Source organism: Nonomuraea cypriaca, assembly GCF_015645445.1.
Taxonomy (GTDB): domain Bacteria; phylum Actinomycetota; class Actinomycetes; order Streptosporangiales; family Streptosporangiaceae; genus Nonomuraea; species Nonomuraea cypriaca.
Map to the genome: position 1 here is coordinate 1 of NZ_JADOGI010000062.1, position 26145 is coordinate 26145.

Below are 26145 nucleotides of genomic sequence, written 5' to 3' on the forward strand. Positions count from 1 at the left end.
AAAGAGCCCGCCGAAGCGGGCGCTGACGCCGGTTTTACGTCTACCAGCGGCCCAGGGCGGGCTTACGCAGGTTCTTGCAGTTGAACGGGTCGACGATGTCGATGCGCAACCGCTGGTCGGCCTTGTTCTTCCAGGAGGCGATGACGAGTGCCTCCTGGCCGTTGTACTGGCCCTGGTCGACCGCGTACGTCGGCAGCTTGGACCGGCTCGCCACCCGGCTCACGCACTTGTCGACCTGGCCGTCGGAGGAGTCGCCCTCGTCCATCATGCGGACGAAGCCGAACATGCCTTCGATCGGCTGACGCAGGTCCTGGTCGCTGTAGTTGTGGCCGCTGTCGGTCAGCACGTACGGCCTGGTCGGCTGGACCTCCGCCCACTGAGAGTTCCTGGGAGGGGTCGCGGACTTGGCTTCCACGCCGCCGCCGCTCCCACTCGGTGCCGTGCCGTCGCCGGCTGTCAGCAGGCCGGTGGAGGCCACGGTGGCACCCACCACCACGACGGCGGCCGCCGCGGCCGCCACCGCCGGCATCGCCCATCGGCGCCGCCGGGCGGCTCTCCGCCTGGCCGGGACGATGGTGCCGTCGCCTGCGACCACGCCGAGGCGCACCGGCTCCGGCGTGTCCGCCGGGTCCGTCTCAGGGACGTCCGTGGAGGCCCGTCCGAAGCGGGCAGGCTCCGGCACCTCGACTGACCGCTCCCATGGGGCATCCCGCATGAGCTCGTCCCAGTCGGGTGTTGCCACGAGGCCGATACCCCCGCGCCGAGACTCCGCCTCGGCCGCCAGAGCATTGTCGATGCGTAGTGCGACACCCATCGGCATGGCCGGGGTGGGAGTCGCCGCGAGGACCTCGCGAACCGCCGCCAGGTCTGCCAGTCGCTCCCCGCAGGGGTCGCAGACCGCGAGATGCTCGCGGACCTGGCGCGCCGTACCGGCGTCCAGGAGACCCTCGGCCAACTCGGCCAGGATCTCCAGATCGTAGTGCGTATCACCCGTCACGAAGTTCTGCTCCCTTCGCGGATGAGACGCGATTGAGGTCCGTTCGGTTCCGCAGATGCGAAAGAATCGGGGCAAGTTTCGCGCGCCCTCTGGCACACCTGCTCTTCACGGTGCCGCTCGGCACATTGAGCACCTGAGCTGCGTCTTCGACCGAATAACCCATCATGTCTACGAGTACGAGAGCCGCCCGCTGGTCGCTGGGCAGCAGTTTCAGTGCGGCCGAAACCTCCATGGAGACCTCGCGCTCCACGGTCTGGTCCGGCAGCGGAGTCTCACGCTCGGCCGCCTCGATCAGCTCGTCGTCGGCGACCGGCCTGACTGATTTTCGGCGCATCCTGTCGAGACAGGCGTTGACCACGATGCGGTGCAGCCAGGTGGTGACGGCTGCTTCGCCGCGAAACGTGGCGGCCTTGCGGTAGGCGGAGACGAAGGCGTCCTGCACGGCGTCGGCGGCCTCGTCAGGGTCACCGAGCGTACGCAGGGCGACCGCCCACATACGGTCGCGGTGTCGCTTGACGATTTCGCTGAAGGCGTGTGGATCCCCGTTGATGTGCGCGGTCAGCAGCTCGGCGTCTGTGACCGCCGGCCGCTCCGCTGGAGAGGGTGTCTCGGGTGGGGAGTTCACAAGAGAGATTCCTGATTATGCCGATCCGGGAGAGTGCACCACTACTTCATAGATGGTGCCATGAAACTTGCCTGCATCCGCCGGAACACGTGTAAACCAGATCAAAACGTACTGGCCGCTTGCCGCTTGATCAGGAGTCAGCGTGGTCTCGCCCGACGCGTTCTTCTCGGTGGCCACGGTCTTCAGCGCGTCCAGCTCGGGAGAGTCGCCCACCTTGAGCTCGACGCCGGCGCCGGACGCATCCGACAGAGTAGCCACCACTTCACTGATCTGCATGGACTTGCCCATGTCGAGCAGCAGGCCGACGCCCTCCTTGAGGTTGCCGAGATCGGCGCTGGTGTAGGCCTCGGTCTTCCACAGGGTGCCGGGCTTGCCGTCGATGGCCAGCTCCGCCATTTCGGACTTCTCATCGCTGTCGCCGAGCGGGTCGAAACCCTGGGCCTTCTCCGGCTCGACCGCCTCGGCCTCGGCCGACGCCGACGCGGAGACGCTCGGGGTGCCGGGCTGCGCCTCGGGGGTGGTGGGACTGCCCAGGCTGCGGCCGATCGTCCAGGCGCCGACGCCGACGGCGGCGATGACGAGCAGGACCACCAGCGTCATCAGCACCCGGTTGAGCGTGCCGCCGCCGCCACCGGAGGGCGGACGACGCGGCACGGGCTGCGGCGGTGGCACGGTGAGCTGCTGGCGGTGGGCGATGTCCAGGCCCTCGGTGTGGGAGGCGGAGGCCACCGCGGGCGTCGAGGGGTAGGCGATCGGGATCGGCATGGGCCTGGCCACGTCGGCCAGCGCCTCGGCCACCTCGGCCGGGCTGACCAGCGCGCCCTGGCCCTTGCGGGTCTCGGGCAGGCAGGCCCGTATGGTCACCGCGTCGAGGTAGCCGGGCACCCCGGCGGTGACCTGGCGGGGCGTGCAGAAGTGGCCGTCGGTCATGGGGGCGGCGGGCAGCTCGCCCTCTTCCTCGTCACCCGGCCAGTGACCGGTCAGCCCGGCGTAGAGCAGCCGGCCCAGCCCCTCCGCGTCGTCGAGCGCGGGCTGGTCGGTGGTGAGCCCGGACAGCGCGGCGTCGACGGCGACGCCGAGCACCTTAACCGTGTTGCCGGTCGTCCACACCAGGTGGGAGGGGCGCAGGCACAGGTGGTAGAGCTGCGCCTCGTGGGCGTGCGCGAGCGCCTCGGCGGCCTCGGCGACCAGCCCGGCCGCGCGCTCGGGCTCCAGCGGTCCTGAGGCCAGCAGGTCGGTCAGCGTCTCGCCGGTGACCCACTCGCTCACCACGTAGGAGTGCTTGCCGTCCTCGCCGGCGTCGAACACCTGGGTCAGGCGCGGGTCGGTCAGCCTGCTCGCGGCGCGGGCGGCCGTGACGACCTCGTGGACGCGGGGGAAGTCGGATGTGAACGTGTGCACGGCCACGGGACGGGCGAGGATCTCGTCGATGGCCTTCCACAGGGTCGCGCCGTCGGACTCGCTGACGCGGTCCTCCAGCCGGAAGCGTTCGGCGAGGCGGGTGCCGGGTTCGACGGCCGACGTGCTCACTGGCTCACTCCGCTCGGCCGATCGGGCCTTCTCATGACTCGACTCACCCGCGTGGTGGTGTCCCACGAAGGCCCGCTATGCCGGGTGGATCCGCCCACGCCCCTCCTGCTTCCATTCGCGCGTGTCGGGCTCCATGGTAGTGCCGAGTAGATTCCGCCCGCGTTCTTTACCGACCTACCCGCCCCGCGACCATCCCAACGATCGAGTTGACCTCCGGAATGCGCATTCTGTGGGCCACGCCGAGATAGAGCAGCAAACCGAGACCGCCGGCGATCGCGAGAACGATCAGTGAGTTGACGAGGGCGAGACCGCCGAACATCTGCGTGACCGCCCAGACCGCGGCCAGCGACAGCGCCGCCGTGGGCAGCGCCGCGAGGTACATCCTGGTCATCGCCATGCCGATGGCCCAGCCGCCCAGCCCCTGGAGCCGGCGGCTGGCCAGCAACCAGCCCGCGACCGCGCCCAGCGCGTACGCGATGGCGTACGCGAGCGCCAGCCCCATCACCGCGTAACGGGCCGGCAGGAGGTTGTAGAACAGCACCATGAGCAACGCGTTGACCGCCGTCGTCCCCGCGCCGATGAACACCGGCGTACGAGTGTCGCCGAAACTGTAGAAAACCCGGAGCAACAGCTGGAAGAGCGCGAACGGCACCAGCGCCAGCCCGTACACCTGCAACACGTTGCCGATGTAGACGGCGTCGGCGACGCTGTTGGCCCCGTGCCCGTAGATCGGCACGGTGATCGCCGGCCCGAGCACCATGAGCAGCAGCGACACCGGCACCATCAGCGAGCAGATCAGCCGCACGCTCGACCCGAACTCGCTGCGCACGTCGCCGAAGCGGCCCTCCCCGACGGCCCGGCTCATCCGCGGCAGCATGGCCGTGATCACCGAGACGCCGATGACACCGTACGGAAGCTGGAAAAGCTGGAACGCCAACGTGTACGGGCTGACGCCGTGCCCGGCCACCGCGTCGCCCGCCGAGCTGGCCAGGTTGGTCGTCAGCACGAAGCCGAGCTGGGTGATGACCACGTAGCCGATCGTCCACACACCGGCCTTGGCCATCTCGCCCAGGCGCGCGTTGCGCACGTCCAGGCGCGGCACGAAGGAGAACCCGGCCCGCTTGAGCGCAAGGATCAGCACGACCGCCTGGGCCACGATGCCGGCCGTGGTGCCGAGGCCGAGCAGCGCCAGGTCGCCGTCGGTGACCCGCGCGATGTCGCCGCCCCCGGTGCCGAACACGGCGTAGGCCAGGAACACGCAGATGACGAACAGGTTGTTGACGACCGGCGCCCACATGGGCGCGCCGTAGCGGTCGCGCGTGTTGAGCACGGCGCCCGCCACCGCGCCGATGCCGAAGAAGGCGAGCTGCGGCAGGATGAGCCTGGCCAGCGTGACCGCGACCTCGTACTGCGTGCTGCCGACGTCCCAGACGGTGTAGAGGTCGATGATCAGCGGCGCGGCGAACACGGCGGCGACGGCGACGGCGACCAGCGCCACCGTCGAGAGCGTCAGCAGCCGCTGCTCGTAGGCCCGGCCGCCGTCGGGGTCGTGCTGCTGCGCCCGCACGATCATCGGCACCACGACGCTGCTGAGCACGCCCAGCAGCAACAGGTCGAGGATGCTGTACGGGATCTGGTACGCGACGTTGTAGGAGTCGCCGAGCGCCGCCGTGCCGATGGCGTAGGCGAGCACCATGGTCCGCACGAACCCCGTGACCCTGGACACCATCGTGCCCGCCGCCATGACGGCGCTGGCCCGAAGCATGCGGCTCATACGGTCTCACTTTCCCGGGACTTGGCGGCACGCGCGAGCTTCCGCTCGGACCTGCGGCGCAGCACGCGCGTCACCACGGCCGCGAGCATCACGGTCAGCGCCGCGCCCACGATCACCAGGGCGATCCCGGTGTAGCCGGTGGTGCGGATGGTCAGCCGCTGCGGCTCGCCGTACGGCAGGCCTTCGCGGGTCTTGAGCTGGACGGTCACCGTCGCGTCACCGCTGGTGGTCGTCGTGGCGTTCATCGGCACCTGCACCGTGCCACTCTGCCCGCCGCCGATCGGCAGCGGCTCCTCCTGGCTGAAGTTGACCTGCAGCAGGTTGGGGTTGTTCGACTTGACGTCGATGTAGAGGGAGACGGGCGTGCTCAGCGAGTTCTTCACGCTGATCGGCACCACCCCGTTGGTGCCCGCGAGCGTGCGCGGGCGGTCGGGGCCGGTGCCGGTGATCTGGACCTTGTCGATCCTGGCCGTGACGGCCGTTCTCACCAGGTTGGTCACCGCGCGGCCGGCGCGGGTGCCGTTACGCCAGGCCGACGAGGCGGTCCTGAGCACCGCCGCGTCGAAGCTCGACCGCGTCCCGTCGGAGGTGATCAGGGAGGTGAGCTGGGCCTGCGACCCGACCTCCTTGACCGGCGCGAGGTATTTGCCGGTCAGCTCCTCGTGGCGGTCCTTGTCGGTGTAGGTCAGGCCGGCACGGGGGACCGGGGCCTTGCCCGGTTTGATCGAGTCGAGGTTGGTCATCTGCAGCCACGGGAGCCGGCCCGCGACCTTCAGCAACGCGGTGACGAGCGTCGGGTTGGGGTCCCAGCGTCGCGAAGGGGCGACGACCAGGGACCGCGGTGTGGTCTGACCGGCCTCGGCGGCGATCATCGCGGTCTCGGCGATGAAACGCTGCGTGCTGAGCAGTACGGACGTCGGCGCGGTCGGCTCGAACAGGCGGCTCAGCTCGGCGTCCGCGACCAGCGCGGTGACCGGCCCGTTGACCGAGTCGAGCGTGGAGGCGGCGTCGGGCGTGAACGCGACCGGCGGCTCCGGCGGCAGGTTGGTGGAGTCGAGCAGGACCCGGTCGACCTTCTGGCTGCTGACCGAGAGCAGGTCGAGCGCGTCGGCGTCGAGCAGGCCCGCGGGCGGCCAGTTGGTGGTGGTCTCGGCGTTGCGGTTGAGCAGCGCCCTGGCCACCTGCCCGGCCAGCTCGATCGCCCGGTTTGTCTGCGTGTCCAGCCCGCGGTGCGCGAGCGCCGCCACGTCGGGATCCGCGTACGGGACCGCGACCACGGGTGAGGCGGCCAGCGCGGTCCGCATGGTCGTCAGCCACGTCGCGGCCTCGGCGCTGCCCGGCCTCTCCTCCTCGTCGTCCTCGGTCTTGACCCGGTAGCCCTTCGTCATCGTGTTGAGGTCGTCGAGCAGCGCGGGGTCGACGAACCAGGTGACGGCCTTGGGCGCGGACTGCGCGATGGTGGCCAGGTCGGCGAGCCGGCCCCGGTCGGCGATCGCCTCGCTCAGCTTCTCGTCGACGAACAGGGCGTCGTCGGTCGCCCGGTGCGGCTGGTCGATGACGGGCAGCGCGATGGCCAGCGGGTTGCGCGGCAGCTTCGGCTCGGTGGGCGGCGCGTAGGTGAGGTAGGTCCGCTGCGCGGTGGTGATCGGCACGTTGTTCTGGGCCACGTCGACGGCCACCGGATAGACCCCGAACGACCGGTAGCCGAGCTGCACAGGCGTCGCGGTGAACTCCCAGCGCGCCTGGGCGCCGGCGGCCAGCGGCGGCAGGTCCATCGCCGAGGAGAACGAGACGCTCGGCGGGAGGGTCGCGGGGTTCTGGTCGCTCTGGTAGGCGGCCATGGTGACGCGGTCGGTGAACTTCTGCTGCGTGTAGCGCAGGCGTACGCGCAGGGCGGACATGGGCGTGCCGGTGTCGTTGCGTACCGTGCCGGTGAACTTGATCACATCGGTCTGGCTCTTCGGCACCTCAGGCGTGATCGAGGAGATCGACACGGCCAGGGTCTGCCTGCTCGCCTTCGTGGCAGCCGTGCTCGGCGTCGCGGCCACCATGGGGGCGAGCAACGCGGCGGACAGCACGGCGAGCAGCGCGGCCTTACGGATCACGCGGAAGCCCGGCCTGGAGTACGACGACGCACGCCCGCAATGGTACGGGTTCAGTGCCGCCCCGCGACCGCCTCACGTGATCCCCTCCGGCGTGTGCCGCGTAGGTCGGCCATCTTGCCGGGCAGGAGTGCCAGCAGGTCCAGCGCCCGCATGGTGAGCGCGGTGTGCCGTTCGCCGGTGGTGGTGAAGATCGGCTCGGAGTCCGGTCTGATCCGGTCGTCGATGAGCATCGGCAGCGACTCGGGCAGCAGCAACGGGCAGACCAGCCCGTCGGCGTAGTCGGTCGCCGCGTTGACGACGTGGGCGGGCGCGGGGCGTACCTGGCGTGCGCCGAGTAGTCCGCCGATGGCTCCCGGAGGTGGCGGGGCCGCCACGGTGGACGTGACCGCGATGACGACCTCGCGGTCGATCCTGGTGGCGACCTCGAACACCGTCACCATCAGGCACCTCCCGGGCGCCGCGGAGACCGTCTCCGGCAGTTCTTCCGCGCAAGTCATGGGGCGCGGAAGGCGTACGATCTCATGATGGACCTGGTGTGTGAGGAGCCAGCGGTGGATCGCGAGGGCGTCCTTCATATATGCCTCCTTACCTCGTTCCATGGCCCCCGACGGTCCCTTGACCGACGGTAACCCGGACCTGGTGTGGCCCGGGGGATATGTTCCGGAATCGAAGGACCGACTCGTTTGTCCGACTCAACACTGACCGAAAGCCAGCGGCGGGCCATGACCGACCTGTTCCGCAAGATCGCCCCGGTGGCCGACGAGCTCGGCCGCCTGTTCGCCGCCAAGGGCCACGAGTTGGCCCTCGTCGGCGGTCCGGTGCGCGATCTCCTGCTCGGCCGCATCGGCAACGACCTCGACCTGACGACCGACGCCCACCCCGAGCGGGTTCTGGAGATCGTCAGGGACTGGGCCGACTCCGTGTGGACGATCGGCATCGACTTCGGCACCGTGGGTCTGCGCAAGGGCGCCTGGCAGATCGAGGTCACGACGTACCGCAGTGAGTCGTACGACCCGAAGTCCCGCAAACCCGACGTCATGTACGGCGAGACCCTCGAAGCGGACCTGGAGCGGCGCGACTTCGCGGTCAACGCGATGGCGGTACGCCTGCCCGGCCACGAGTTCGTCGACCCCTACGGCGGGCTGAGCGACCTGGCCGCCAAGCTGTTGCGCACGCCGGGCAAGCCGGAGCGGTCCTTCGACGACGACCCGCTGCGCATGCTGCGCGCCGCCAGGTTCGCCTCGCAGCTCGGGTTCTCCGTGGACGCGCGGGCGGTGGCGGCGATGACCGGGATGGCCGAGCGCATCGAGATCGTCTCTGCCGAGCGGATCCGCGAGGAGCTCGACAAGCTCATCTGCGGCACCTACCCGCGCGAGGGGCTGCGGCTGCTGGTAGAGACGGGGCTGGCCGCGTACGTGCTGCCCGAGCTGCCCAAACTGCGCCTGGAGATCGACGAGCACCACCGGCACAAGGACGTCTACGAGCACTCGCTGACCGTGCTGGAGCAGGCCATCGCGCAGGAGGAGGACGGGAAGCCCGACCGGATCCTGCGCTGGGCGGCGCTCATGCACGACATCGGCAAGCCCAAGACGCGCCGCCACGAAGTGGGCGGGCGGGTGTCGTTCCACCACCACGAGGTGGTCGGCGCCCAGCTGACGAAAAAGCGGATGACCGAGCTGCGCTTCCCCAAGGACGTGGTGGCCGACGTCTCGCGGCTGGTCGAGCTGCACCTGCGCTTCCACGGCTACGGCACGGGTGAGTGGACCGACAGCGCCGTACGCCGCTACGTCCGCGACGCCGGTCACCTGCTGGAGCGGCTGCACAAGCTGACCAGGGCCGACTGCACCACGCGCAACAAGCGCAAAGCGGCCGCGCTGTCGCGTACCTACGACCACCTCGAGGAGCGCATCGCGAGGCTCGCCGAGGAGGAGGAGCTGGCCAAGATCCGGCCCGAGCTCGACGGCAACGAGATCCAGCGCGTCCTCGGCGTCGGTCCTGGGCCGGTGGTGGGGGAGGCGTACAGGTTCCTGCTCGACCTCAGGCTCGACAAGGGCATGATCGGCAAGGAGGCGGCCACCGAGGCGCTGCTGGAGTGGGCCAGGTCACACGACCTTGGCACGTGACGACATCGTGATCATCCGGTAGGCGAAGGCGGAGGCGAAGTAGCCCGCCGTGATGATCATGAGGGCGAGGTAGGACTTGCCGTTCGGGGGGAGGATGACCGCCGACAGGGCCGCGGCGAGGACGTACATGCCGTTGAAGAGCATGTCGTAGATCGAGAACGCCCGGCCCAGGTAGATGTCCTCCACGTCGCGCTGGACCGTGGTGTCGGCGCAGATCTTGACGCTCTGCCCCGCCACGCCCAGCACGAACCCGGCCACCGGCAGCCCCCACTCCTGGAACGGCGCCACGAGCACGGCCGACAGCACGCCGGCCACCGACAACGCGATCGGCACCCAGCGCTCGATCCCGAACCACTCGGTCGCGTACGGGGTGATGATCACGGCGAGGAAGTAGCCGAAGCCGGAGGTGGCCACCACCAGGCTGATGCCGCGCAGCGCGGCGTCGGGGTCGCCGTCGGTGAAGTAGTAGCGGTAGAGGATGATGCCGATCGCCGTCGCCATGCCGTAGAAGAAGCGGTGGGCGGCCATCGCGCCCATGGTGGCGGCGGCGATCCGATGGCCCGCCAGGTGCTTGGCGCCGTCGGCCAGGCCGACCACGACGTTGCGCAGGGCCTCGCGTGCCTTCGGCCTGGCGGCGTCGTACGACGGGCCCAGCAGGTCGCGCCCCATCGTGCGCGCGACCAGCGCGCTCAGCCCGAACATCACGCCGGAGGTGGCCAGCAGCAGCCCGACGCCGACGTCGTCACCGCCGAGCACCTCGCGCAGCAGGAACCCGACGCCCGCGCCCACGAACGTCACCACGGTCCCGGACGTGGGCGTGACCGCGTTGGCCGCCATCAGCCGGTCGGCGGGCACCACGTGCGGCAGCGAGGCGCCGAGCGCGGCCAGGAAGAACCTGTTGACGCCGAGCACGGCCAGCGCCGCCGCGTAGAACGCGGGATCGGGCACGTCCGCGACGACCAGCCCCGCGGCGACCAGCAGCAACGCGCCACGCACGATGGGCGCGACCATCAGGATCTGCCGCCGCGACCAGCGGTCGATGAACACACCGACGAAGGGACCGAGGATGCTGTACGGCAGCAGCAGCACGGCGAGCCCCGCGGCCACTTCGAGCGCGGTGGTCTGGCTCTCGGGACTGAAGAACGCGAAGCCGGTCACGCCGAACTGGAAGATCCCATCGGAGAACTGGGAAACCAGCCGCGTGCCGAACAACCGTCTGAAATCCCTGCCACGAAGGACCACGCGGAGATCGGCGACGAATGACACGCGGTCAGCCTAGCCGGACCGCACCTGCCGGAACCGAGTTGGAGTATCAAATCCGAATGAGGTTCCAATCGGTGCTCATGATCTCGTACGCTTCATAGCGTGACGACCGAGGAACACGTCGTGCTGGTTGACCGTGACGGCCATGCACTCGGCACCGCCCCCAAGACGGCGGTGCACCGCCATGACACCCCCCTGCATCTTGCGTTCTCCAGCTACGTCTTCGACCAGGACGGCCGCGTGCTGCTCACCAGGCGGGCGGACCACAAGATCACCTGGCCCGGCGTCTGGACCAACAGCTGCTGCGGCCACCCGCTGCCCGGTGAGGCGCTCGACCACGCGGTCCTGCGCAGGCTCTCGTACGAGCTGGGTCTTTCCGTGGCACGCGCCGACCTGATGCTGCCGACCTTCGCCTACCGCGCCGCCATGACCAACGGGATCGTCGAGCACGAGCTCTGCCCGGTCTACCGCGTCACGGTCGGCTCGCCCGTCACGCCCAACCCCGACGAGGTGGGGCAGACGCGGTGGATGCCGTGGAAGGAGTTCGTCGACGGCGTCCAGAACGGCCTGCTGGCCGTCTCGCCGTGGTGCAGGGAGCAGGTGCCGCTGCTGACCGGGCTCGGCGCCGACCCGACGATGTGGCAACCCGCCCCGGCGGCCGACCTGCCCCCCGCCGCCCGCCTCTGAACCTGAGAAAGGCGCCACATCCGCTGCGGCGCCTTTCTCAGGTTCAGGAGGTCAGCGCTCGACCTCGCCCCTGATGAACTTCTCGACGTAGTCGCGAGCCTCGTCGTCGGAGTACTGCTCCGGCGGCGACTTCATGAAGTACGACGACGCCGACAGGACCGGCCCGCCGATGCCCCGGTCGAGGGCGATCTTGGCGGCCCTGACGGCGTCGATGATGATGCCCGCCGAGTTGGGGGAGTCCCAAACCTCGAGCTTGTACTCCAGATTGAGCGGTGTGTCACCGAAGGAACGCCCCTCGAGCCTGACGTAGGCCCACTTGCGGTCGTCGAGCCACGGCACGTGGTCGGACGGGCCGATGTGCACGTCGGCCTTGCGCATCTCGTGCGGGATCTGCGAGGTGACCGACTGCGTCTTGGAGATCTTCTTGGACTGGAGCCGCTTGCGCTCCAGCATGTTCATGAAGTCCATGTTGCCGCCGAAGTTGAGCTGGTACGTGCGCAGCAGCTCCACCCCGCGGTCCTCGAACAACTTGGCCAGCACGCGGTGCGTGATCGTGGCGCCGACCTGCGACTTGATGTCGTCGCCGACGATCGGCACCCCCGCCTTGGTGAACTTCTCCGCCCACACGGGGTCGGAGGCGATGAAGACCGGCAGCGCGTTCACGAACGCCACCTCGGCGTCGATGGCGCACTGCGCGTAGAAGCGGTCGGCGTCCTCCGAACCCACCGGCAGGTAGGAGACCAGGACGTCGACCCGGTTGTCACGGAGCACCTGGACCACATCGACGGGTGCCTCGTCGGACTCCTCGATGATCTCGCTGTAGAACTCACCCAGACCGTCGTAGGTGTGACCGCGCTGAACCGTCACCCCCGTGGGCGGCACATCCGTGATCTTGATCGTGTTGTTCTCGCTGGCGACGATCGCCTCGGACAGGTCGCGCCCGACCTTCTTGGCATCCACGTCGAACGCCGCGACGACCTCGACGTCGCCGACGTGGTAGTCGCCGAACTTCACGTGCATCAGGCCCGGGACCCGGATGTCCGGGTCGGCGTCCTTGTAATAGTGAACGCCCTGGACCAGCGACGACGCGCAGTTGCCGACACCGACAATGGCCACGCGAACCGAACCCATCGCACTCGCTCCTTACTCATCAGTTGACGTGGTATCTCTTTCGGGCCTCTCCTCCGATGAGGCCCGACGCTCTGTCGCGATCAGCTCGTTGAGCCAGCGCACCTCGCGCTCGACCGACTCGAGCCCATGACGCTGCAGCTCGAGCGTGTAACTGTCGAGGCGCTCCCTGGTGCGCGCGAGCGCCGTGCGCACCGCGTCGAGCCGCTCCTCGAGCCGGCTGCGCCGGCCCTCGAGAATGCGCAGCCGCACCTCCGCCTCGGTGTGCCGGAAGAACGCGAAGTGCACGCCGAAGCTCTCGTCCTCCCAGGCTGAAGGACCGGCCTGGGACAGCATGTCCTGCAGCCGCTCCTTGCCCTCGGCGGTGAGCTTGTAGACGATCTTCGACCGGCCGCCGACGATCGCGGACGGAGCGGGCTGCTCCTCCGCGATGAGGCCCCGCGCCAGCAGGGATCGCAGACAGGGGTACAGCGACCCGTAGGAGAACGCACGGAACATCCCCAGCAGGGCGTTGAGCCGTTTGCGCAGCTCGTAGCCGTGTAGCGGCGTCTCGTGCAACGACCCGAGCACGGCCAGCTCCAAAACCCTGCCCTGTCCGCTGGCCACTGGAACCGCCCCCTCTCGCGTCGATGTATCGAGCCGATACATCTCCAGGATACGTCGGGCCGCTATATGCCCGCAATCCACGAATCCCGCAAGCCGTTGGGATGATCCGGAAAAACGCCGTAGTCTGGCGCTCATGTGGTCACAGCGAAGGGTGGTGGATTACGGCCTCGCCAAAAGGGCGGTGGTCCGCTCCCTGCGCACCGGGCACGCCTCCCGCGGCGATGTCTGTGACGCACAGCCCTACCTCCTTCGCGCGGCGCGCCACTTCGGCGAGCCGACCGAACGCCCCTGCCCGGTCTGCGAAAGGGAGAACGTCACCAACGTGACCTATGTTTACGGCGATGCGCTCGGGCGGCATGCCGGACAGGCAAAGGTCATGTCAGAACTCGTCGCGATGGCCCATGATTACGATGAGTTCAGGGTGTACGTCGTCGAGGTCTGTCAAGGTTGTTCCTGGAACCACCTGACGGTCTCGTACGTCCTCGGGAACGGACCGCCTGACCGTGCCAGCCAGATGTGACGGTCAGATGTGACGACCCGAGTGTGAAGACCGAGGGCGGCGAATGCATGCGCGCCCGAACGCCGTTTTGTTCAGCCGACGATGCGAGGACGTGTGAGTGAGAGCATGAATGAGGGGACGGCCCGCCCTGGAAGGCGCCGTCGGTCCAGCTCATCCCGTTCCGTTCCCCAGAGTTCTCCGCCACAAACGGGTGAGCAGGGCTGGGGCGCCGCACAACCGCAGCGCCGTGCAGAAGCGGCCTACGAGCAGACGGGCGCCATGGCGGCGCAGCCTTACGAGGAGTCTCCTTCCGCGCGCTCCGAGCAGCCGCCGCGCTCACGTGCTCGCCAGGACACGCGCGCGATGAGCAACCAGGAGACGATGGCCAGCGACATGCCGCGCCGCTCCCGCAGGAGCGGCGGCGGCCGGCCACCTGGCCCCCCGGCCCCGCCGAAGAAGACCAAGGGCGGCTGGCGCAGGTTCGTCCCCAGCTGGAAGATCCTGGTGGCCGGGTTCGTGGTGGTCGCGGCCGGCATCTTCGGCATGATCATGGTCGCGTACGCCAACACCCCGATCCCGACGACGGCGCAGGCCGAGGCGACCGCGCAGCAGAGCACGATCTACTACAACGACGGCAAGACCGTGATCGCCAAGCTCGGGACACCGCGGAAGTCGGTCAAGCTCGCGCAGATCTCCGAGCACGTCAGGGAAGCCGCGATCGCCATCGAGAACCAGAGCTTCTACGAGGACTCCGGCATCTCGATCCCCGCCATGTTCAGGTCCCTGTACATGACCGCGACCGGGCAGCAGCTCCAGGGCGCTTCGACGATCACCCAGCAGATGGCCCGCGGCTACTACGAGGGCCTCAGCCAGGAAGTGTCGATCAAGCGTAAGGTCAATGAGATCTTCGTCGCGGTCAAGCTCGACGACGAGATGACGAAGGACGAGATCCTCGAGACCTACCTCAACACGGTCAACTTCGGCAAGGCTTACGGCGTCGAGGCGGCCTCGAGGGCCTACTTCAACGTCTCCGCCGCCAAGCTGACCCCTGAGCAGGGCGCCTATCTCGCCGCGCGCATTCAGCAGCCCAGCTGGAAGGATGACGAGCCCGCGCTCAGAAGCCGCTTCAAGGACGTCATCACCAACATGGCCAAGGTCTGGCCGGAGAAGTACGGGCAACTCCCGCAGACCGCGAAGTTCCCCAAGACGCACGACGACAAGGGCGCCAACGAGCTCGGCGGCATCAAGGGCTACATGGTGGTCCAGGTTCTGGAGGAGCTCAAGCACCGCGGCCTGACCCCGGACGAGGTCAGGAGCGGCGGCTACGAGATCACCTCGACCTTCGACAGGAAGCTCATGCGTGCCGCTCGGGAAGCGGTGACGAGCACGATGCAGGGGATGAACAAGGAGTTCCACGCCGGCCTGGCCGCGGTGGACCCGAAGAACGGCCGCGTCGTGGCGTTCTACGGCGGTACCGACTACGTCACCGACCCGGTCAACGAGCCCTTCGACGCCAAGAAGCAGGCCGCCTCCGCGTTCAAGCCGTACGTCCTGGCGGCCTGGCTGCAGGCCGGCTACTCGCTCAAGAGCTATGTGCCGGGCAACGAGACGGTGCCGAAGGAACTCCCTGGTCAGCAGGACGGCGGTATCACGAACAGTCACAACGTCGGCCGGGCCGTCGACGTGGTCAAGGCGACCGCCCAGTCGGTCAACACCGCGTTCGTCTCGATGGCGTTCGCGCTGCCCAACCAGCTGGATGACGTGCGCAACCTCGTCGAGGCGGCCGGCTTCGACCCGGAGGACATGAAAGCCGACATCGACGAGCACCACTACCAGTTCGCCATCGGCAGCGCCCCGGTGACGCCGGTCGAGCAGGCCGCCGGCTACTCCATCTTCGCCAACGGCGGCAAGTACACCCCCTACCACGTGGTGCAGAACGTCAAGCTGGACAAGAAGGTCGCCTACCCCGAGCAGAAGCAGGCCAAGTCGGTCATCGACCCGGGGGTCGCCGCCGATTCCACGGTCGCCATGGCGGAGGTGCTGAAGAGCGGCACCGCGGCGGGCAAGGGTCTGGGCAGCCAGCCGGCGGCCGGCAAGACCGGCACCAACAATGACGAGAACGGCGCCTGGTTCGTCGGCTACACGCCGCGATACTCCACCGCGGTCGGGTTCTACCGCGAGGAGTGCGTGACGAAGACGGGCAAGGTCGTCCCGCCCATGCATTCGGCTTGCCCCGTGACGCCTGGCGGCAAGCCGAGCAAGAAGTGGGGGCCGGAGAAGCCGTACACCTCGGCCCGCGAGGTGTCCCTGGGCTTCGAGGGCGCGGGCCCGCCCACGATCGCCTGGCAGAAGTTCATGCTGGCCGCGCACCAGGGCAAGCAGGTCGAGCCGTTCCCGGAGAAGGCCGAGGTCGGCGTCCCCGAGAACATCGTGCCTAGCCCGACGCCCACGCCGACGAAGACCGAGGAGGACCCGTTCGACACGGAGAACCCGTTCGACGAGGAGCTTCCCGAGGACTGCTTCATCAACTGCGGTGACCCCGAGATCGACGACGGTGAGGCCACCGTCGAGGAGGAGGACACCGACACCCAGGAGGAGGTTCCCCAGATCGGGGACGAAGGGCTGATGGGCGGCGGCGGCGGTCCTGACTCGCGGTCGGGTCCGGCGGCCAGGTCGAGTAGACCAGAGGACCAGTGACGAGCACGGAGGTACGCGCTCCGCTGCTGGCGCGTACCGTTCCGTACCTTCCCCTGGGGCTGATCGCGGCCCTGGGGGCGACCCTCGCGTACGTCGTGCGCCTGCCGTGCCGCACCGGCGGCTGGAACGACCAGGTCTCGACGTACACCAACTTCTGCTACACCGACATCTACCCCCTCTACTTCGACAGGGGGCTGGCGACCCAGAACCCCTACTTCGCCGACGTGCCGTTCGACAAGCAGGTCGAATACCCGGTGGTGCTGGGCGAGGTCATGCAGGCGATCAGCTGGATCGTCCGCTGGCTGGAGCCCGACCAGGTCGCGCAGGCGGTCAGGTTCTACGACATCACCGTCATCCTGCTGGGCCTGTGCCTGGTGGGCGGCGTGCTGCTGATGGCCGCGGTGGCCGGGCCGAAGCGGCGGTGGGACGCCCTCTGGTACGCCATCTCGCCCGCCGTGGTGCTGGCCGCGTACATCAACTGGGACCTGGTCGCGGGCGTGCTCTCCATGGGCATGCTGCTGGCCTGGGGGCGGCGCAGGCAGGTGCTCGCGGGGGTGCTGCTGGGGCTGGCGATCGCGACGAAGTTCTACCCGCTGATGTTCGTGGGCGCGTTGTTCCTGCTCACGCTGCGTACCGCGCGATGGCGGCCGTTCCTGGTCACGATCGGCTCCGCGGCGGGCGCGTGGATCGTGGTCAACGCGCCTTTCATGATCTTCGCGTGGGACGGGTGGCGCAGGTTCTACGTCTTCTCCCAGGAACGCGGGGTCGACTGGGGCTCGCCGTGGCTGTTCTTCCAGAACAAGGGATGGCCCGTCCTGGGCGAGAGCGACGTCAGCATGCTGGGCATGGTGTCGCTGGCCGCCCTGTGCCTGGGCATCGCCGTGCTCACGCTGGCCGCGCCGCGGCGGCCGAGGCTGGCGCAGATCTGCTTCCTGGCGCTGGCCGCGTTCATGATGACGAACAAGGTGTGGTCGCCGCAGTTCGTGCTGTGGCTGGTGCCGTTCGCCGTGCTGGCCAGGCCCAACTGGAAGCCGCTGGCGCTGTGGCAGCTAGCCGAGGTGTGGTACTTCGCCGCCATCTGGCTCTACCTGCTCTCCCAGCCGCCGCTCAGCAGGAACGACCTGGGCATCGGCGACGACACGTACTTCACCGCGGTCTGGGGACGCGTCATCACGATCGGGATCATGATGGCGTTCGTGGTGCGCGACATCCTGCGTCCTGGCAAGGACGTGGTACGGCAGTCCGATATCGACGACCAGGCCGGCGGCGTGTTCGAGGGCGCCCCTGACCGGTTCACGCTGTCCTCCGTCACCCGGTGATCACTCGGTCGGCCGCCCGCGACGCCCTGCTGCTCTGGTTCGGCTCGCGGGCCGGCCTGCTGGTCTCGACGTTGCTGGGCGTGACGCTGAGCGAGTACGCCGGCAAGTGGCGGCAGTGGGACGCCGGCCTGTTCGTCACCATCGCCCAGTACGGCTACGACGGCGAGCCAGGCAAGCCGCCGGACGAGGGGCTGCCCGCGTTCTTCCCCGGATTGCCGGTGTTGCTGCGGCTGGTGCACGTCGTCGTGCCCGACTGGGCGGCGGCGGGGCTGCTCATCTCCCTGGTCTCCGGTGCGGTGGCCATGGTGGCGCTGGCCAGGCTGGCCGAGCTCGAAGGCGCCTCGGGGTGGATGGCGGTGCTGGCGCTGCTGGCCTTCCCGATGGCGGTGTTCCTGACGGCCGGCTACAGCGAGTCGCTCTTCCTGGCCTTCGCGATCCCGGCGTGGCTGTCGGCCAGGCTGGGCCGCTGGCCGCTCGCGGTGGCGCTGGCCGCGGGCGCCTCCTGCGTGCGGATCACGGGGTTGTTCCTCGCGGTCGCGCTCGTGGTGGAGTTCTTCGTGAGCAAGGAGTCGCCGCGGCGGGCGGGGTGGTTGGTCGTGCCCTTCTTGCCGCTGGCGGCGTACTCGTATTACCACTACGGCAGGTCGGGGGACTGGCTGGCCTGGAAGCACGCGCAGGAGGCCGGTTGGGGGCGTGACTTCGTGTGGCCGTGGGAGGCGTGGCGGACGACGTGGCACTCGGCCATGGGCGCGGACGACTTCGCGGTGGCGTTCCGCATGGAGATCGCCGGGGCCGTCGTGGCCGTCGCTGTCCTGCTCTGGCTGGTCGTGTTGCGCAGGTGGAGCGAGCTCGTCTACACGGGCGCGCAGGCGGCGGCGCTGATGACGTCGGCGTACTATCTGTCGATTCCGCGCTCGCTGGTGCTGTGGTTTCCGCTCTGGGTGCTGGTCGCCAAGGTCGCGACGCGCCGGGCGTGGCTGATCGTGCTCTACGCCACGATCTGCGGGCCGCTCATGATGATCAACACCGCCCGTTTCCTCAGTGGCGCGTGGGCGGGCTGATCTCTCTACCCGTTTCTTCGCCTTGGTAATCCAGGGAAGTTATCCACAGGCTGTGTGTATTCGCTAGAGGTTCTTCCTCAGGAACGCGATGTCCTCCGCCTGCCCCTCGGCCGGCGTCTCCACCACGATCGGCGCCGCGGCCGCTCGGCACACCGCCAGGATCAACTCCGGGTCGATCTTTCCCTTGCCCAGGTTGGCGTGGCGGTCTGCGCCTGAGTCGAAGTCGTCGCGCGAGTCGTTGCAGTGGACGAGGTCGATCCTGCCGGTGATGGCCTTGACCCGGTCGACCAGGTCGATCAGCTCCTCGCCGCCCGCGTGCGCGTGGCAGGTGTCCAGGCAGAAGCCCACGTCGAACCCGTCAAGCGCCTCCCACAGCCGGGCGATGCGCTCCAGCTTGCGCGCCATCGCGTTGCCGCCGCCCGCGGTGTTCTCGATGAGTACGGGGATCGGGCACTCCATGCGCTCGAACACCTTGCGCCAGTTGTCGAACCCCACCTGTGGATCGTCGCTCTTGTTGACGTGGCCACCGTGCACGATCAGGCCCTTGGCACCGAGCCCCGCGGCCGCCTTGAGATGCTGCTCCAGCAGTTTGCGGCTGGGGATCCTGATCCGGTTGTTCGTGGTCGCCACGTTGACCAGGTAGGGAGCGTGAACGTAGATGTCGACGCCCTCGACCGGCTTGGCCGGCAGCACGGGCTTGTCGTAACCCTGCGGATCGCCGAGAAAGAACTGCACGACCTCGGCCCCCACCTCATCGGCATGAGCCGCAGGATCATCCTGCCCGACATGAGCTCCGATGCGCACCATGCCCCCGAGCTTATCTGTTTGCTTGTAACTCAGGAGGGCAGTCGGCAGGCACCCCCTATATGAGGAGAAGCGATGAGCCGCTGGCGCTTACGAGCGCTGATCGTCTTGATCTACGTCGTCGTCGGCATATATGTAGCCTGGCTATACGACTACATCACACCGGGGCTGCTGAGGGATCTCGCGGAGGCGTTGCTCGCGGTGTTCCTGTGGTTCCTGGTCCTGCTCGGGATAGACCTGCACATCGGCGGGTGAGATCACATATCTGACGGCCCCGGACCGAGACGCCGGGGCCGTTGCTCATGTGGGTGCTCCATCAGAGAGACTCGTCAGTGGGGGAGGAAACCGCCGTGGGCGATGCCGAGCGCGGCCCCCACGAACGATCCCACGAGCCCGACGATGTTGAGCGAACGCTGCGGCGTGGTCGCCGAGACGTACTGCGAGTAGAGACCGACGCCGAACCCCAGCGTGCCGATCCACGCCGAGACGACGTGCGCGGCCGTCCAGAACGTGAAGGCGAACGCCACCACCCCGCACGCCAGGGTGACGAGGGCCAGGACGTTCTCCACCGGGTGTGAGCGTCCGTCCGTGTTCAGCGTGAGTTTGAACCGTTCCCTCTCGGAGGGATGAAGCACATGTGGCACAGCCACCACCCCCTAGGTTTTACCAAGGCCTTCCCACCTTCTCGCTACTGGTAACCTGGCCAGGCTGCGTTGTGATGGGTGACCCATCGCCCCGGGGCGCCGAAAGGGGCGGCCCGGCCGGAAACGTCAGCGTCCTCCTGTCACGGCAGAGTGTCGTGACCGCAAGAGTCCAGAGGAGGTTGGAGTCCGCATGCGTCGTTACGAAGTAATGGTCATCCTGGACCCTTCGCTCGATGAGCGCACCGTCGCGCCGTCCCTCGACCAGTTCCTCACCGTGGTCCGCAACGATGGCGGCACCGTGGAGAAGGTCGACGTCTGGGGCCGTCGCCGGCTCGCCTACGACATCGACAAGAAGTCGGAAGGCATCTACGCCGTCATCGACCTGTCCGCCCAGCCGGACACGGTCAAGGAGCTCGACCGGCAGATGAACCTCAACGAGGGCATCCTGCGCACCAAGGTCCTCCGCCCCGACGTGCGCTAAGCCCCGGCATTCTGTCGGGGGAGCCCCGTAGTCTGAGCCGTAACCCAAGAGAAGGCGTGCAGGAAGGCGAGCGCTAGCCATGGCAGCAGGCGACACCGTAATCACCATCGTCGGCAACCTTGTCGACGACCCGGAGCTGCGCTTCACCCCGACGGGGCAAGCGGTGGCTCGATTCCGCATCGCGTCCACTCCGCGGTTCATGGATCGCCAGACCAACGAGTGGAAGGACGGCGAGAGCCTCTTCCTGACCTGCAACGTCTGGAGGCAGGCGGCGGAGAACGCCGCTGAGAGCCTCCAGCGTGGCATGCGGGTCATCGTGCAGGGGCGGCTCAAGCAGCGGTCCTACGAAACCAAAGAAGGCGAGAAGCGCACGGTCTACGAGGTCGAGGTCGACGAGGTCGGCCCGTCCCTGCGCAACGCCACCGCCAAGGTCAACCGCACCTCCCGCCAGGGCGGCGGCGGCGGCTTCGGCGGCGCCCCAGCCGACGATCCCTGGGCCTCAGCCACCCCCGCCCCCCAGGGCGGCGGCGGCTACCAGGGCGGCGGCGGTGGTGGCTTCAGCGGAGGCGGCGGCCAGCAGAGCGGTGGCTTCAGCGGAGGCGGCGCCAGCAGCAACGACTTCAGCGACGAACCGCCCTTCTAACCCTGAAGAATGCGCCAAGCGCATTATTTAGGGTTAGAAACCGGGATGAATCCGCGAAGCGCATTCATCCCGGTTCAATAAGACAGCAAGGCCCACAGGGCCTTTCCAAGCAGTTCAGAATCCGCCGAAGGCGGGCAAATCCGCCGAAGGCGGGCCAGCTCGCCGAAGGCGAGTGCCCATTCCCGCTTTGATGCGGGGCTCTGAGAGGAGCACCATGATGGCTAAGCCAGCACTGCGCAAGCCCAAGAAGAAGGTTTGCCTGTTCTGTCACGACAAGATCTCCTACGTCGACTACAAGGACACGGCGCTGCTGCGGAAGTTCATTTCCGACCGCGGCAAGATCCGTGCGCGCCGGGTGACGGGCAACTGCACCCAGCACCAGCGCGACGTGGCGACCGCGATCAAGAACGCGCGTGAGGTGGCTCTGCTGCCTTACACGAGCACGGCGCGCTAAGGAGGCCTGTCGATATGAAACTCATCCTCACCAACGAGGTCTCCGGCCTCGGCACCCCTGGGGACGTCGTGGAGGTCAAGGACGGCTACGGCCGTAACTACCTCATTCCCCGCGGCTACGCGATGCGCTGGACGCGTGGGGCCGAGAAGCAGATCGAGACGATCAGGAAGGCTCGCGACGCTCGCGAGATCCGCGACATGGGCACCGCCAAGGAGGTCGCCGGCCAGCTCGGCGCCCTGCGCGTGCGCCTGACCACCCGCGCGGGTGAGTCCGGTCGCCTGTTCGGCTCGATCACCACGGGCGACATCGCCGAGGCCGTCAAGGCCGCCGGCGGCCCGGTCCTCGACCGCCGTCGCATCGAGATCGTCAACCCGATCAAGAGCGTCGGCTCCCACAAGGTCACCGTCAAGCTGCACCCCGAGGTGTCGGCCGCGGTCGACGTCGAGGTCGTCGCCAGCTGATCTGTGTGATCAGGCCCCGCTCCGTCGTGGAGCGGGGCCTTTTCATGGTGTACGCGTTGCCCAGCCAACCACCCCCCGCACAGGGCTGACGACCTTCCAGGGAAACGGCCTCTGACCCTTCACCGGCTGACCGCCGCTACGCGAGCCCACGCCGGCCGGTCGCCGTGGCACCGGGGCGGCCGGTCGCCATGCGCCGGGGTGGGGCCAGGGCGGTGGCGGTTATTTCCTATTTGGGCAGCGTAGAATGCCTTCGTTGTTTCGCGCGTTCCCCCTGGAGGCTAGGCCATGGCCCGTTCCTTGATGCTGCTCGCGCTGGCCGTGGCGGTCGTCGGTTGCGCGCCCGTTGACACCACCGCCACCACGGCTGCCCCCACGACGTCCACCGCGTGCACCAAGGAGCAGTTGCAGCTCACCAATGCGGGCAAGCTCACCATCGGGACCGACAAGCCCGCCTACGAGCCGTGGTTCAAGGACGACGACCCGAGCAACGGGCAGGGGTTCGAGAGCGCGGTGGCGTTCGCCGTGGCGGGAGAGCTCGGCTTCGACCGCAGTGAAGTGCAGTGGAGCACGGTCACGTTCGACTCGGCGTTCGCACCGGGGGAGAAGCAGTTCGACTTCGACATCAACCAGGTCTCGATCACGCCCGACCGGGCCAAGGCGGTCGACTTCAGCAACGGCTACTACACGGTCAAGCAGGCCGTCGTGGCGGTCGAGGGTAGCGAGTTCGCCAGTGCGAAGAGCCTGGCGGAGCTGAAGGACGCGAAGATCGGCGTACAGGTGGGGACCACGTCGCTCGACGCGGTCAAGGACGTGATCAAGCCGGCGGACGACCCCAACGTCTACAACGTGCAGATCGACGCCGTCAACGCGCTGAAGAACGAGCAGGTGGACGCGCTGGTCGTGGACCTGCCGACGGCGTTCTACGTGACGGCCGCGCAGGTCGAGGGCTCCAAGATCGTGGGCCAGTTCAGCGCGACGGGCGGCGGGCCGGAGGAGTTCGGGCTGGTCATGGAGAAGGGCAGCGCGCTCAAGCCGTGCGTGGACAAGGCCGTGGACGCGCTGAAGGCCAAGGGCGACCTGACCAAGATCGAACAGCAGTGGCTCGGCTCCGCCGCGGGCGCGCCCGAGCTGCAGTGACGTCCCTATGAGCGAGTGGGTCAAGTCCGAGCGGCAGGCCGAGCGCGAGCGCGTACGCAGGACGGACACTCGCCGCTCGGCCTCGATCGCGACGGTGTCGACGGTTGTGTTCGTCGTCCTGGTCGTGTGGGTGGTCACGAGATCGCCCGGCTGGCCGCGGGTGCAGGAGACGTTCCTGAACTTCGACCGGTTCACCGAGGCGTTTCCTGACGTGCTGAGCGGCTTCCTGCTCAACATCAAGATCTTCCTGATCGCCGAGCCGCTGATCCTGGTCGTCGGGTTGCTGGTGGCGCTGGCCAGAGGGATCAAGACGCCCGCGTTCTTCCCGATCCGGATGCTGGCCACCCTCTACACCGACGTCTTCCGCGGCGTGCCGACGATCCTGGTGATCTACCTGGTCGGGTTCGGGCTGCCCGCGCTCCGGCTGCGGGGCATCCCGTCCGACCTGGCGACGCTGGGCATCATCGCGCTGACGCTCTCGTACGGCGCGTACGTGGCCGAGGTGTTCCGCGCCGGCATCGAGTCCGTCCACCCGAGCCAGGTGGCCGCGGCCCGCTCGCTAGGGCTCAGCCATGGGAAGACCATGCGCTTCGTGGTGCTGCCGCAGGCGACCCGCAGGGTCGTTCCACCGCTGCTGAACGACTTCATCTCGCTGCAGAAGGACACGGCGCTGGTAGCCACCATCGGCCCGCTGGAGGCGCTCAGGCAGGCGCAGATCCACGCGGCCAGCACGTTCAACTACACGCCCTATCTCGTCGCGGCGCTGCTGTTCATCCTGCTCACCATCCCCCTGGCCAGGTTCACCGACCACCTGGCCGCCCGCACACGCAGGAGGCGCGGCGCATGAGCGTGCTGACGATCGACGGGGTGTGGAAGACGTTCCACGGTCACAGCGTGCTGCGCGGCATCGACCTGGAGGTGGATCCGCACGAGGTGGTGAGCCTGATCGGCGCCTCCGGCTCGGGCAAGTCCACGCTGCTGCGCTGTGTCAACCTGCTGGAGACGGTGGATGACGGCACGATCTTCCTCGACGGCGCGGAGATCACCGACCCGCGCGTGAACGTCGACGACGTACGCAAGCGGCTGGGCATCGTGTTCCAGTCGTTCAACCTGTTCCCGCACATGACCGTGCTGGACAACATCACGCTCGCGCCCCGGCAGGTGCACAACGCGGGCCGGGCGCAGGCCGAGGAGCAGGCGCACGACCTGCTGGCCAGGTTCGGGCTGGCGGAGAAGGCGCGAGCCTACCCTGACCAGCTCTCCGGCGGTCAGCAGCAGCGGGTGGCCATCATCAGGGCGCTGGCCACCCAGCCCAGGCTGATGCTGCTGGACGAGGTCACCTCGGCGCTGGACCCGGAGCTGGTGCGCGAGGTGCTGGGGATCATCAGGGAGCTAAAGGAATCGGGCATGACGATGGTCATCACGACCCACGAGATGGGCTTCTGCCGGGACATCTCCGACACGGTGTGCTTTCTCGACGGAGGCGTGCTGGTCGAGCAGGGTCCGCCCGAGAAGATCTTCACTGATCCGGAGCACGCGCGGACGAGGGAGTTCCTGAGCGGCGTGCTCGAGTCCGGCCGGTTCTAGCGCCGGTGCCGGCCGCCGCCGCGTCCGGACTCCACCGGGGCGTGGGGGCGGGCCAGGATGCTGTGGCGGCGGCCGTACACGAGGTAGACGAGCAGGCCGAAGGCCATCCACAGGACGAACCACGCCCACGTCAGCACCCGCAGGTTCACCATCAGCCAGAGCGTGGCGACCAGCGAGAGCGCCGGCAGCAGCGGGGAGAGCGGCACCCGGAAGCCCCGCTCCAGGCCGGGCATGCGGCGGCGCATCACGATCACCCCGGCCGCCACGAACAGGAACGCGAACAGCGTCCCGATCACCACGAGCTCCTGCATCGTGAGCACCGGCACGAACTCGGCCAGCGCGATCGCGACGAACCCGATCACCAGCGTCACCCGCGTGGGCGTGTGGTACCTGCGGCTCACCGAGGCCAGACCGCGCGGGATCAGACCGTCGCGAGCCATCGAGAAGAGCACCCGCGTCTGCCCCACGATCAGCACCAGGATCACCGTCGTCAGCCCGAGCACCGCGCCGGCGTCGATGACGTGCACCATCCAGTCCACGCCGGCCTGCCGGAACGCGCCCGACAGCGGCGCCTCCACCGAGATCTTCGTGTACGACGCCATCCCCACCATGACCAGCGCCACCGCGAGGTAGATGACGGTCGCGATAACCAGGCTGCGGATCATCCCCTTGGGCACCGCTTTGGGCGCGTTCACGGTCTCCTCGGCCGAGGTGGCCACGATGTCGAACCCGATGTATGCGAACGCGATCGCCGAGGCCGCCGCGAAGACGCCGAACCAGCCGAACGCCTGGCCCTCCCCGAAGAGGACCTCCAGCACGGTGGCCGGCGGGGTCGTCAGTGTCTTCGGCGGGACGTAGAACTCGCCGAAGTTGGCCACGTCGATGTGCGCCACGCCCACGACGATGACCGCGCCGATGGCCAGCAGCTTGGCCGACACCATGATCCACAGAGCTCGCAGGCCGACCCGCGCGCCGAGCGCCACGATGCCGGTGAGCAGCACCAGGATGACGAACACGAGGATGTCGCCGACCAGGCCCTCGTTCGGCACGCGTACACCGAAGTTGGTGATCGCGCCGACCGTGATCCCCGCCCACGCCCTGGCCACCACCGCGGCGGCGAACTGCAGCTCCAGGATCAGGGCCCAGCCGATGATCCAGGCCCAGACCTCGCCGAAGATGACGTACGTGAAGGTGTACGCGCTGCCCGAGGCCGGCATCGTGGACGCCAGCTCGGCGTAACACAGGCAGGCGAGCAGGCACGCGATGCCCGCGATCATGAAGGAGAGGATCACACCGGGACCGGCCGTGGTGGCCGCCTGCTGGCCGGCGATGCTGAAGATGCCCGCCCCGATCATCACACCGAGTCCGAGCACGACCAGGTCGGCCGGGCGGTAGACCTCGGCCAGGCTGTGCCGGCGGCCGGTACGCAGCCCGGTCGCCTCCGTCGGCGGTAGTCGTCGCAGAATCGTGGACACGGAACACCCCGCTCAGGGAACTCGCCCACTCTGTCTCACCACTTG

General features: G+C 68.4%; 26 protein-coding genes. 14 read left to right on the top strand and 12 right to left on the bottom strand.

What is annotated here, in order from left to right:
* Nucleotides 1–40: 40 nt before the first annotated feature.
* The 6 genes from ITP53_RS21250 to ITP53_RS21275 all read right to left on the bottom strand — a co-directional run bounded on the left by ITP53_RS21250 (nt 41) and on the right by ITP53_RS21275 (nt 7606).
* Entirely contained in the window at nt 41–997 is a 957-nt protein-coding gene (locus tag ITP53_RS21250) for an anti-sigma factor family protein (protein ID WP_195897170.1), read from the bottom strand.
* A complete protein-coding gene (gene sigM / locus ITP53_RS21255) occupies nt 987–1622 on the bottom strand; it encodes an RNA polymerase sigma factor SigM (RefSeq protein ID WP_195897171.1) in 636 nt (211 codons plus the stop codon). The genes ITP53_RS21250 and sigM overlap by 11 nt, the downstream gene beginning before the upstream one ends.
* 15 nt (nt 1623–1637) lie before the next feature.
* Complete coding sequence (locus ITP53_RS21260) at nt 1638–3152, bottom strand: protein kinase family protein (protein ID WP_195897172.1); 1515 nt, start codon at nt 3150–3152, stop codon at nt 1638–1640.
* Between the two features lie 166 nt (nt 3153–3318).
* Nucleotides 3319–4926 (bottom strand): murein biosynthesis integral membrane protein MurJ, encoded by a 1608-nt coding sequence (gene murJ / locus ITP53_RS21265; RefSeq protein WP_236051047.1) that lies wholly within the window; start codon nt 4924–4926, stop codon nt 3319–3321.
* Nucleotides 4923–7031, bottom strand: coding sequence for a DUF6049 family protein (locus tag ITP53_RS21270; RefSeq protein ID WP_195897173.1), 2109 nt, complete (start codon nt 7029–7031; stop codon nt 4923–4925). Before ITP53_RS21270 ends, murJ begins: the two co-directional genes overlap by 4 nt.
* Before the next feature lie 50 nt (nt 7032–7081).
* Nucleotides 7082–7606, bottom strand: a complete 525-nt coding sequence (locus tag ITP53_RS21275; protein ID WP_195897174.1) for an aminoacyl-tRNA deacylase — start codon at nt 7604–7606, stop codon at nt 7082–7084.
* 147 nt (nt 7607–7753) lie between these two features.
* On the opposite strand from ITP53_RS21275, the gene ITP53_RS21280 reads away from it, so the two are divergent.
* A complete protein-coding gene (locus ITP53_RS21280) occupies nt 7754–9154 on the top strand; it encodes a CCA tRNA nucleotidyltransferase (RefSeq protein ID WP_195897214.1) in 1401 nt (466 codons plus the stop codon).
* Here ITP53_RS21280 and ITP53_RS21285 read toward each other — a convergent pair.
* Entirely contained in the window at nt 9134–10420 is a 1287-nt protein-coding gene (locus tag ITP53_RS21285; protein ID WP_195897175.1) for an MFS transporter, read from the bottom strand. The genes ITP53_RS21280 and ITP53_RS21285 overlap by 21 nt on opposite strands.
* 99 nt (nt 10421–10519) lie before the next feature.
* On the opposite strand from ITP53_RS21285, the gene idi reads away from it, so the two are divergent.
* Nucleotides 10520–11104, top strand: a complete 585-nt coding sequence (gene idi, locus ITP53_RS21290; protein ID WP_195897176.1) for an isopentenyl-diphosphate Delta-isomerase — start codon at nt 10520–10522, stop codon at nt 11102–11104.
* A 51-nt stretch (nt 11105–11155) separates the two neighbouring features.
* On the opposite strand, the gene ITP53_RS21295 is transcribed toward idi, so the two are convergent.
* Together ITP53_RS21295 and ITP53_RS21300 are read right to left on the bottom strand one after the other, a co-directional pair.
* Nucleotides 11156–12235, bottom strand: coding sequence for an inositol-3-phosphate synthase (locus ITP53_RS21295; protein ID WP_195897177.1), 1080 nt, complete (start codon nt 12233–12235; stop codon nt 11156–11158).
* Nucleotides 12236–12247: 12 nt separating this feature from the next.
* Nucleotides 12248–12838 (bottom strand): PadR family transcriptional regulator, encoded by a 591-nt coding sequence (locus ITP53_RS21300; protein ID WP_195897178.1) that lies wholly within the window; start codon nt 12836–12838, stop codon nt 12248–12250.
* 133 nt (nt 12839–12971) lie between these two features.
* Here ITP53_RS21300 and ITP53_RS21305 point away from each other — a divergent pair, with 133 nt between their 5' ends.
* The 4 genes from ITP53_RS21305 to ITP53_RS21320 all read left to right on the top strand — a co-directional run bounded on the left by ITP53_RS21305 (nt 12972) and on the right by ITP53_RS21320 (nt 18414).
* Nucleotides 12972–13358 (top strand): DUF5318 family protein, encoded by a 387-nt coding sequence (locus tag ITP53_RS21305; RefSeq protein ID WP_195897179.1) that lies wholly within the window; start codon nt 12972–12974, stop codon nt 13356–13358.
* 258 nt (nt 13359–13616) lie between these two features.
* A complete protein-coding gene (locus ITP53_RS21310) occupies nt 13617–16034 on the top strand; it encodes a transglycosylase domain-containing protein (protein ID WP_195897180.1) in 2418 nt (805 codons plus the stop codon).
* Nucleotides 16031–17353: a glycosyltransferase family 87 protein gene (locus tag ITP53_RS21315; protein ID WP_195897181.1), complete on the top strand. Its 1323-nt coding sequence runs from the start codon at nt 16031–16033 to the stop codon at nt 17351–17353. Before ITP53_RS21310 ends, ITP53_RS21315 begins: the two co-directional genes overlap by 4 nt.
* Nucleotides 17350–18414 carry a mannosyltransferase family protein gene (locus tag ITP53_RS21320; protein WP_195897182.1) on the top strand — a complete coding sequence of 355 codons (1065 nt, stop codon included), beginning with the start codon at nt 17350–17352 and terminating at the stop codon, nt 18412–18414. Before ITP53_RS21315 ends, ITP53_RS21320 begins: the two co-directional genes overlap by 4 nt.
* A 63-nt stretch (nt 18415–18477) precedes the next feature.
* Here ITP53_RS21320 and ITP53_RS21325 read toward each other — a convergent pair whose 3' ends face one another.
* Complete coding sequence (locus ITP53_RS21325; protein WP_195897183.1) at nt 18478–19221, bottom strand: deoxyribonuclease IV; 744 nt, start codon at nt 19219–19221, stop codon at nt 18478–18480.
* Nucleotides 19222–19293: 72 nt separating this feature from the next.
* Between ITP53_RS21325 and ITP53_RS21330 the strand changes: the two genes are divergently transcribed.
* The gene (locus tag ITP53_RS21330) at nt 19294–19473 is read left to right on the top strand and encodes a hypothetical protein (protein WP_195897184.1); all 180 of its coding nucleotides are present in this window, start codon (nt 19294–19296) and stop codon (nt 19471–19473) included.
* 74 nt (nt 19474–19547) lie between these two features.
* Here ITP53_RS21330 and ITP53_RS21335 read toward each other — a convergent pair whose 3' ends face one another.
* Nucleotides 19548–19787, bottom strand: a complete 240-nt coding sequence (locus ITP53_RS21335; RefSeq protein WP_328815269.1) for a hypothetical protein — start codon at nt 19785–19787, stop codon at nt 19548–19550.
* A 265-nt stretch (nt 19788–20052) separates the two neighbouring features.
* On the opposite strand from ITP53_RS21335, the gene rpsF reads away from it, so the two are divergent.
* The 7 genes from rpsF (at nt 20053) to ITP53_RS21370 (ending at nt 24625) form a co-directional block, all read left to right on the top strand.
* Complete coding sequence (rpsF, locus tag ITP53_RS21340; protein ID WP_195897185.1) at nt 20053–20343, top strand: 30S ribosomal protein S6; 291 nt, start codon at nt 20053–20055, stop codon at nt 20341–20343.
* Nucleotides 20344–20422: 79 nt separating this feature from the next.
* Nucleotides 20423–20986 (top strand): single-stranded DNA-binding protein, encoded by a 564-nt coding sequence (locus ITP53_RS21345; protein ID WP_195897186.1) that lies wholly within the window; start codon nt 20423–20425, stop codon nt 20984–20986.
* A 217-nt stretch (nt 20987–21203) separates the two neighbouring features.
* Complete coding sequence (gene rpsR, locus ITP53_RS21350) at nt 21204–21440, top strand: 30S ribosomal protein S18 (RefSeq protein ID WP_020543048.1); 237 nt, start codon at nt 21204–21206, stop codon at nt 21438–21440.
* Between the two features lie 14 nt (nt 21441–21454).
* Nucleotides 21455–21901, top strand: coding sequence for a 50S ribosomal protein L9 (gene rplI / locus ITP53_RS21355; protein ID WP_195897187.1), 447 nt, complete (start codon nt 21455–21457; stop codon nt 21899–21901).
* Between the two features lie 285 nt (nt 21902–22186).
* A complete protein-coding gene (locus ITP53_RS21360; protein ID WP_195897188.1) occupies nt 22187–23038 on the top strand; it encodes an ABC transporter substrate-binding protein in 852 nt (283 codons plus the stop codon).
* Between the two features lie 7 nt (nt 23039–23045).
* The gene (locus tag ITP53_RS21365) at nt 23046–23885 is read left to right on the top strand and encodes an amino acid ABC transporter permease (protein WP_195897189.1); all 840 of its coding nucleotides are present in this window, start codon (nt 23046–23048) and stop codon (nt 23883–23885) included.
* Entirely contained in the window at nt 23882–24625 is a 744-nt protein-coding gene (locus ITP53_RS21370; RefSeq protein WP_195897190.1) for an amino acid ABC transporter ATP-binding protein, read from the top strand. The genes ITP53_RS21365 and ITP53_RS21370 overlap by 4 nt, the downstream gene beginning before the upstream one ends.
* On the opposite strand, the gene ITP53_RS21375 is transcribed toward ITP53_RS21370, so the two are convergent.
* Nucleotides 24622–26100, bottom strand: a complete 1479-nt coding sequence (locus ITP53_RS21375) for an APC family permease (protein ID WP_328815274.1) — start codon at nt 26098–26100, stop codon at nt 24622–24624. The two genes, ITP53_RS21370 and ITP53_RS21375, sit on opposite strands and share 4 nt — an antisense overlap.
* Nucleotides 26101–26145 lie beyond the last annotated feature (45 nt).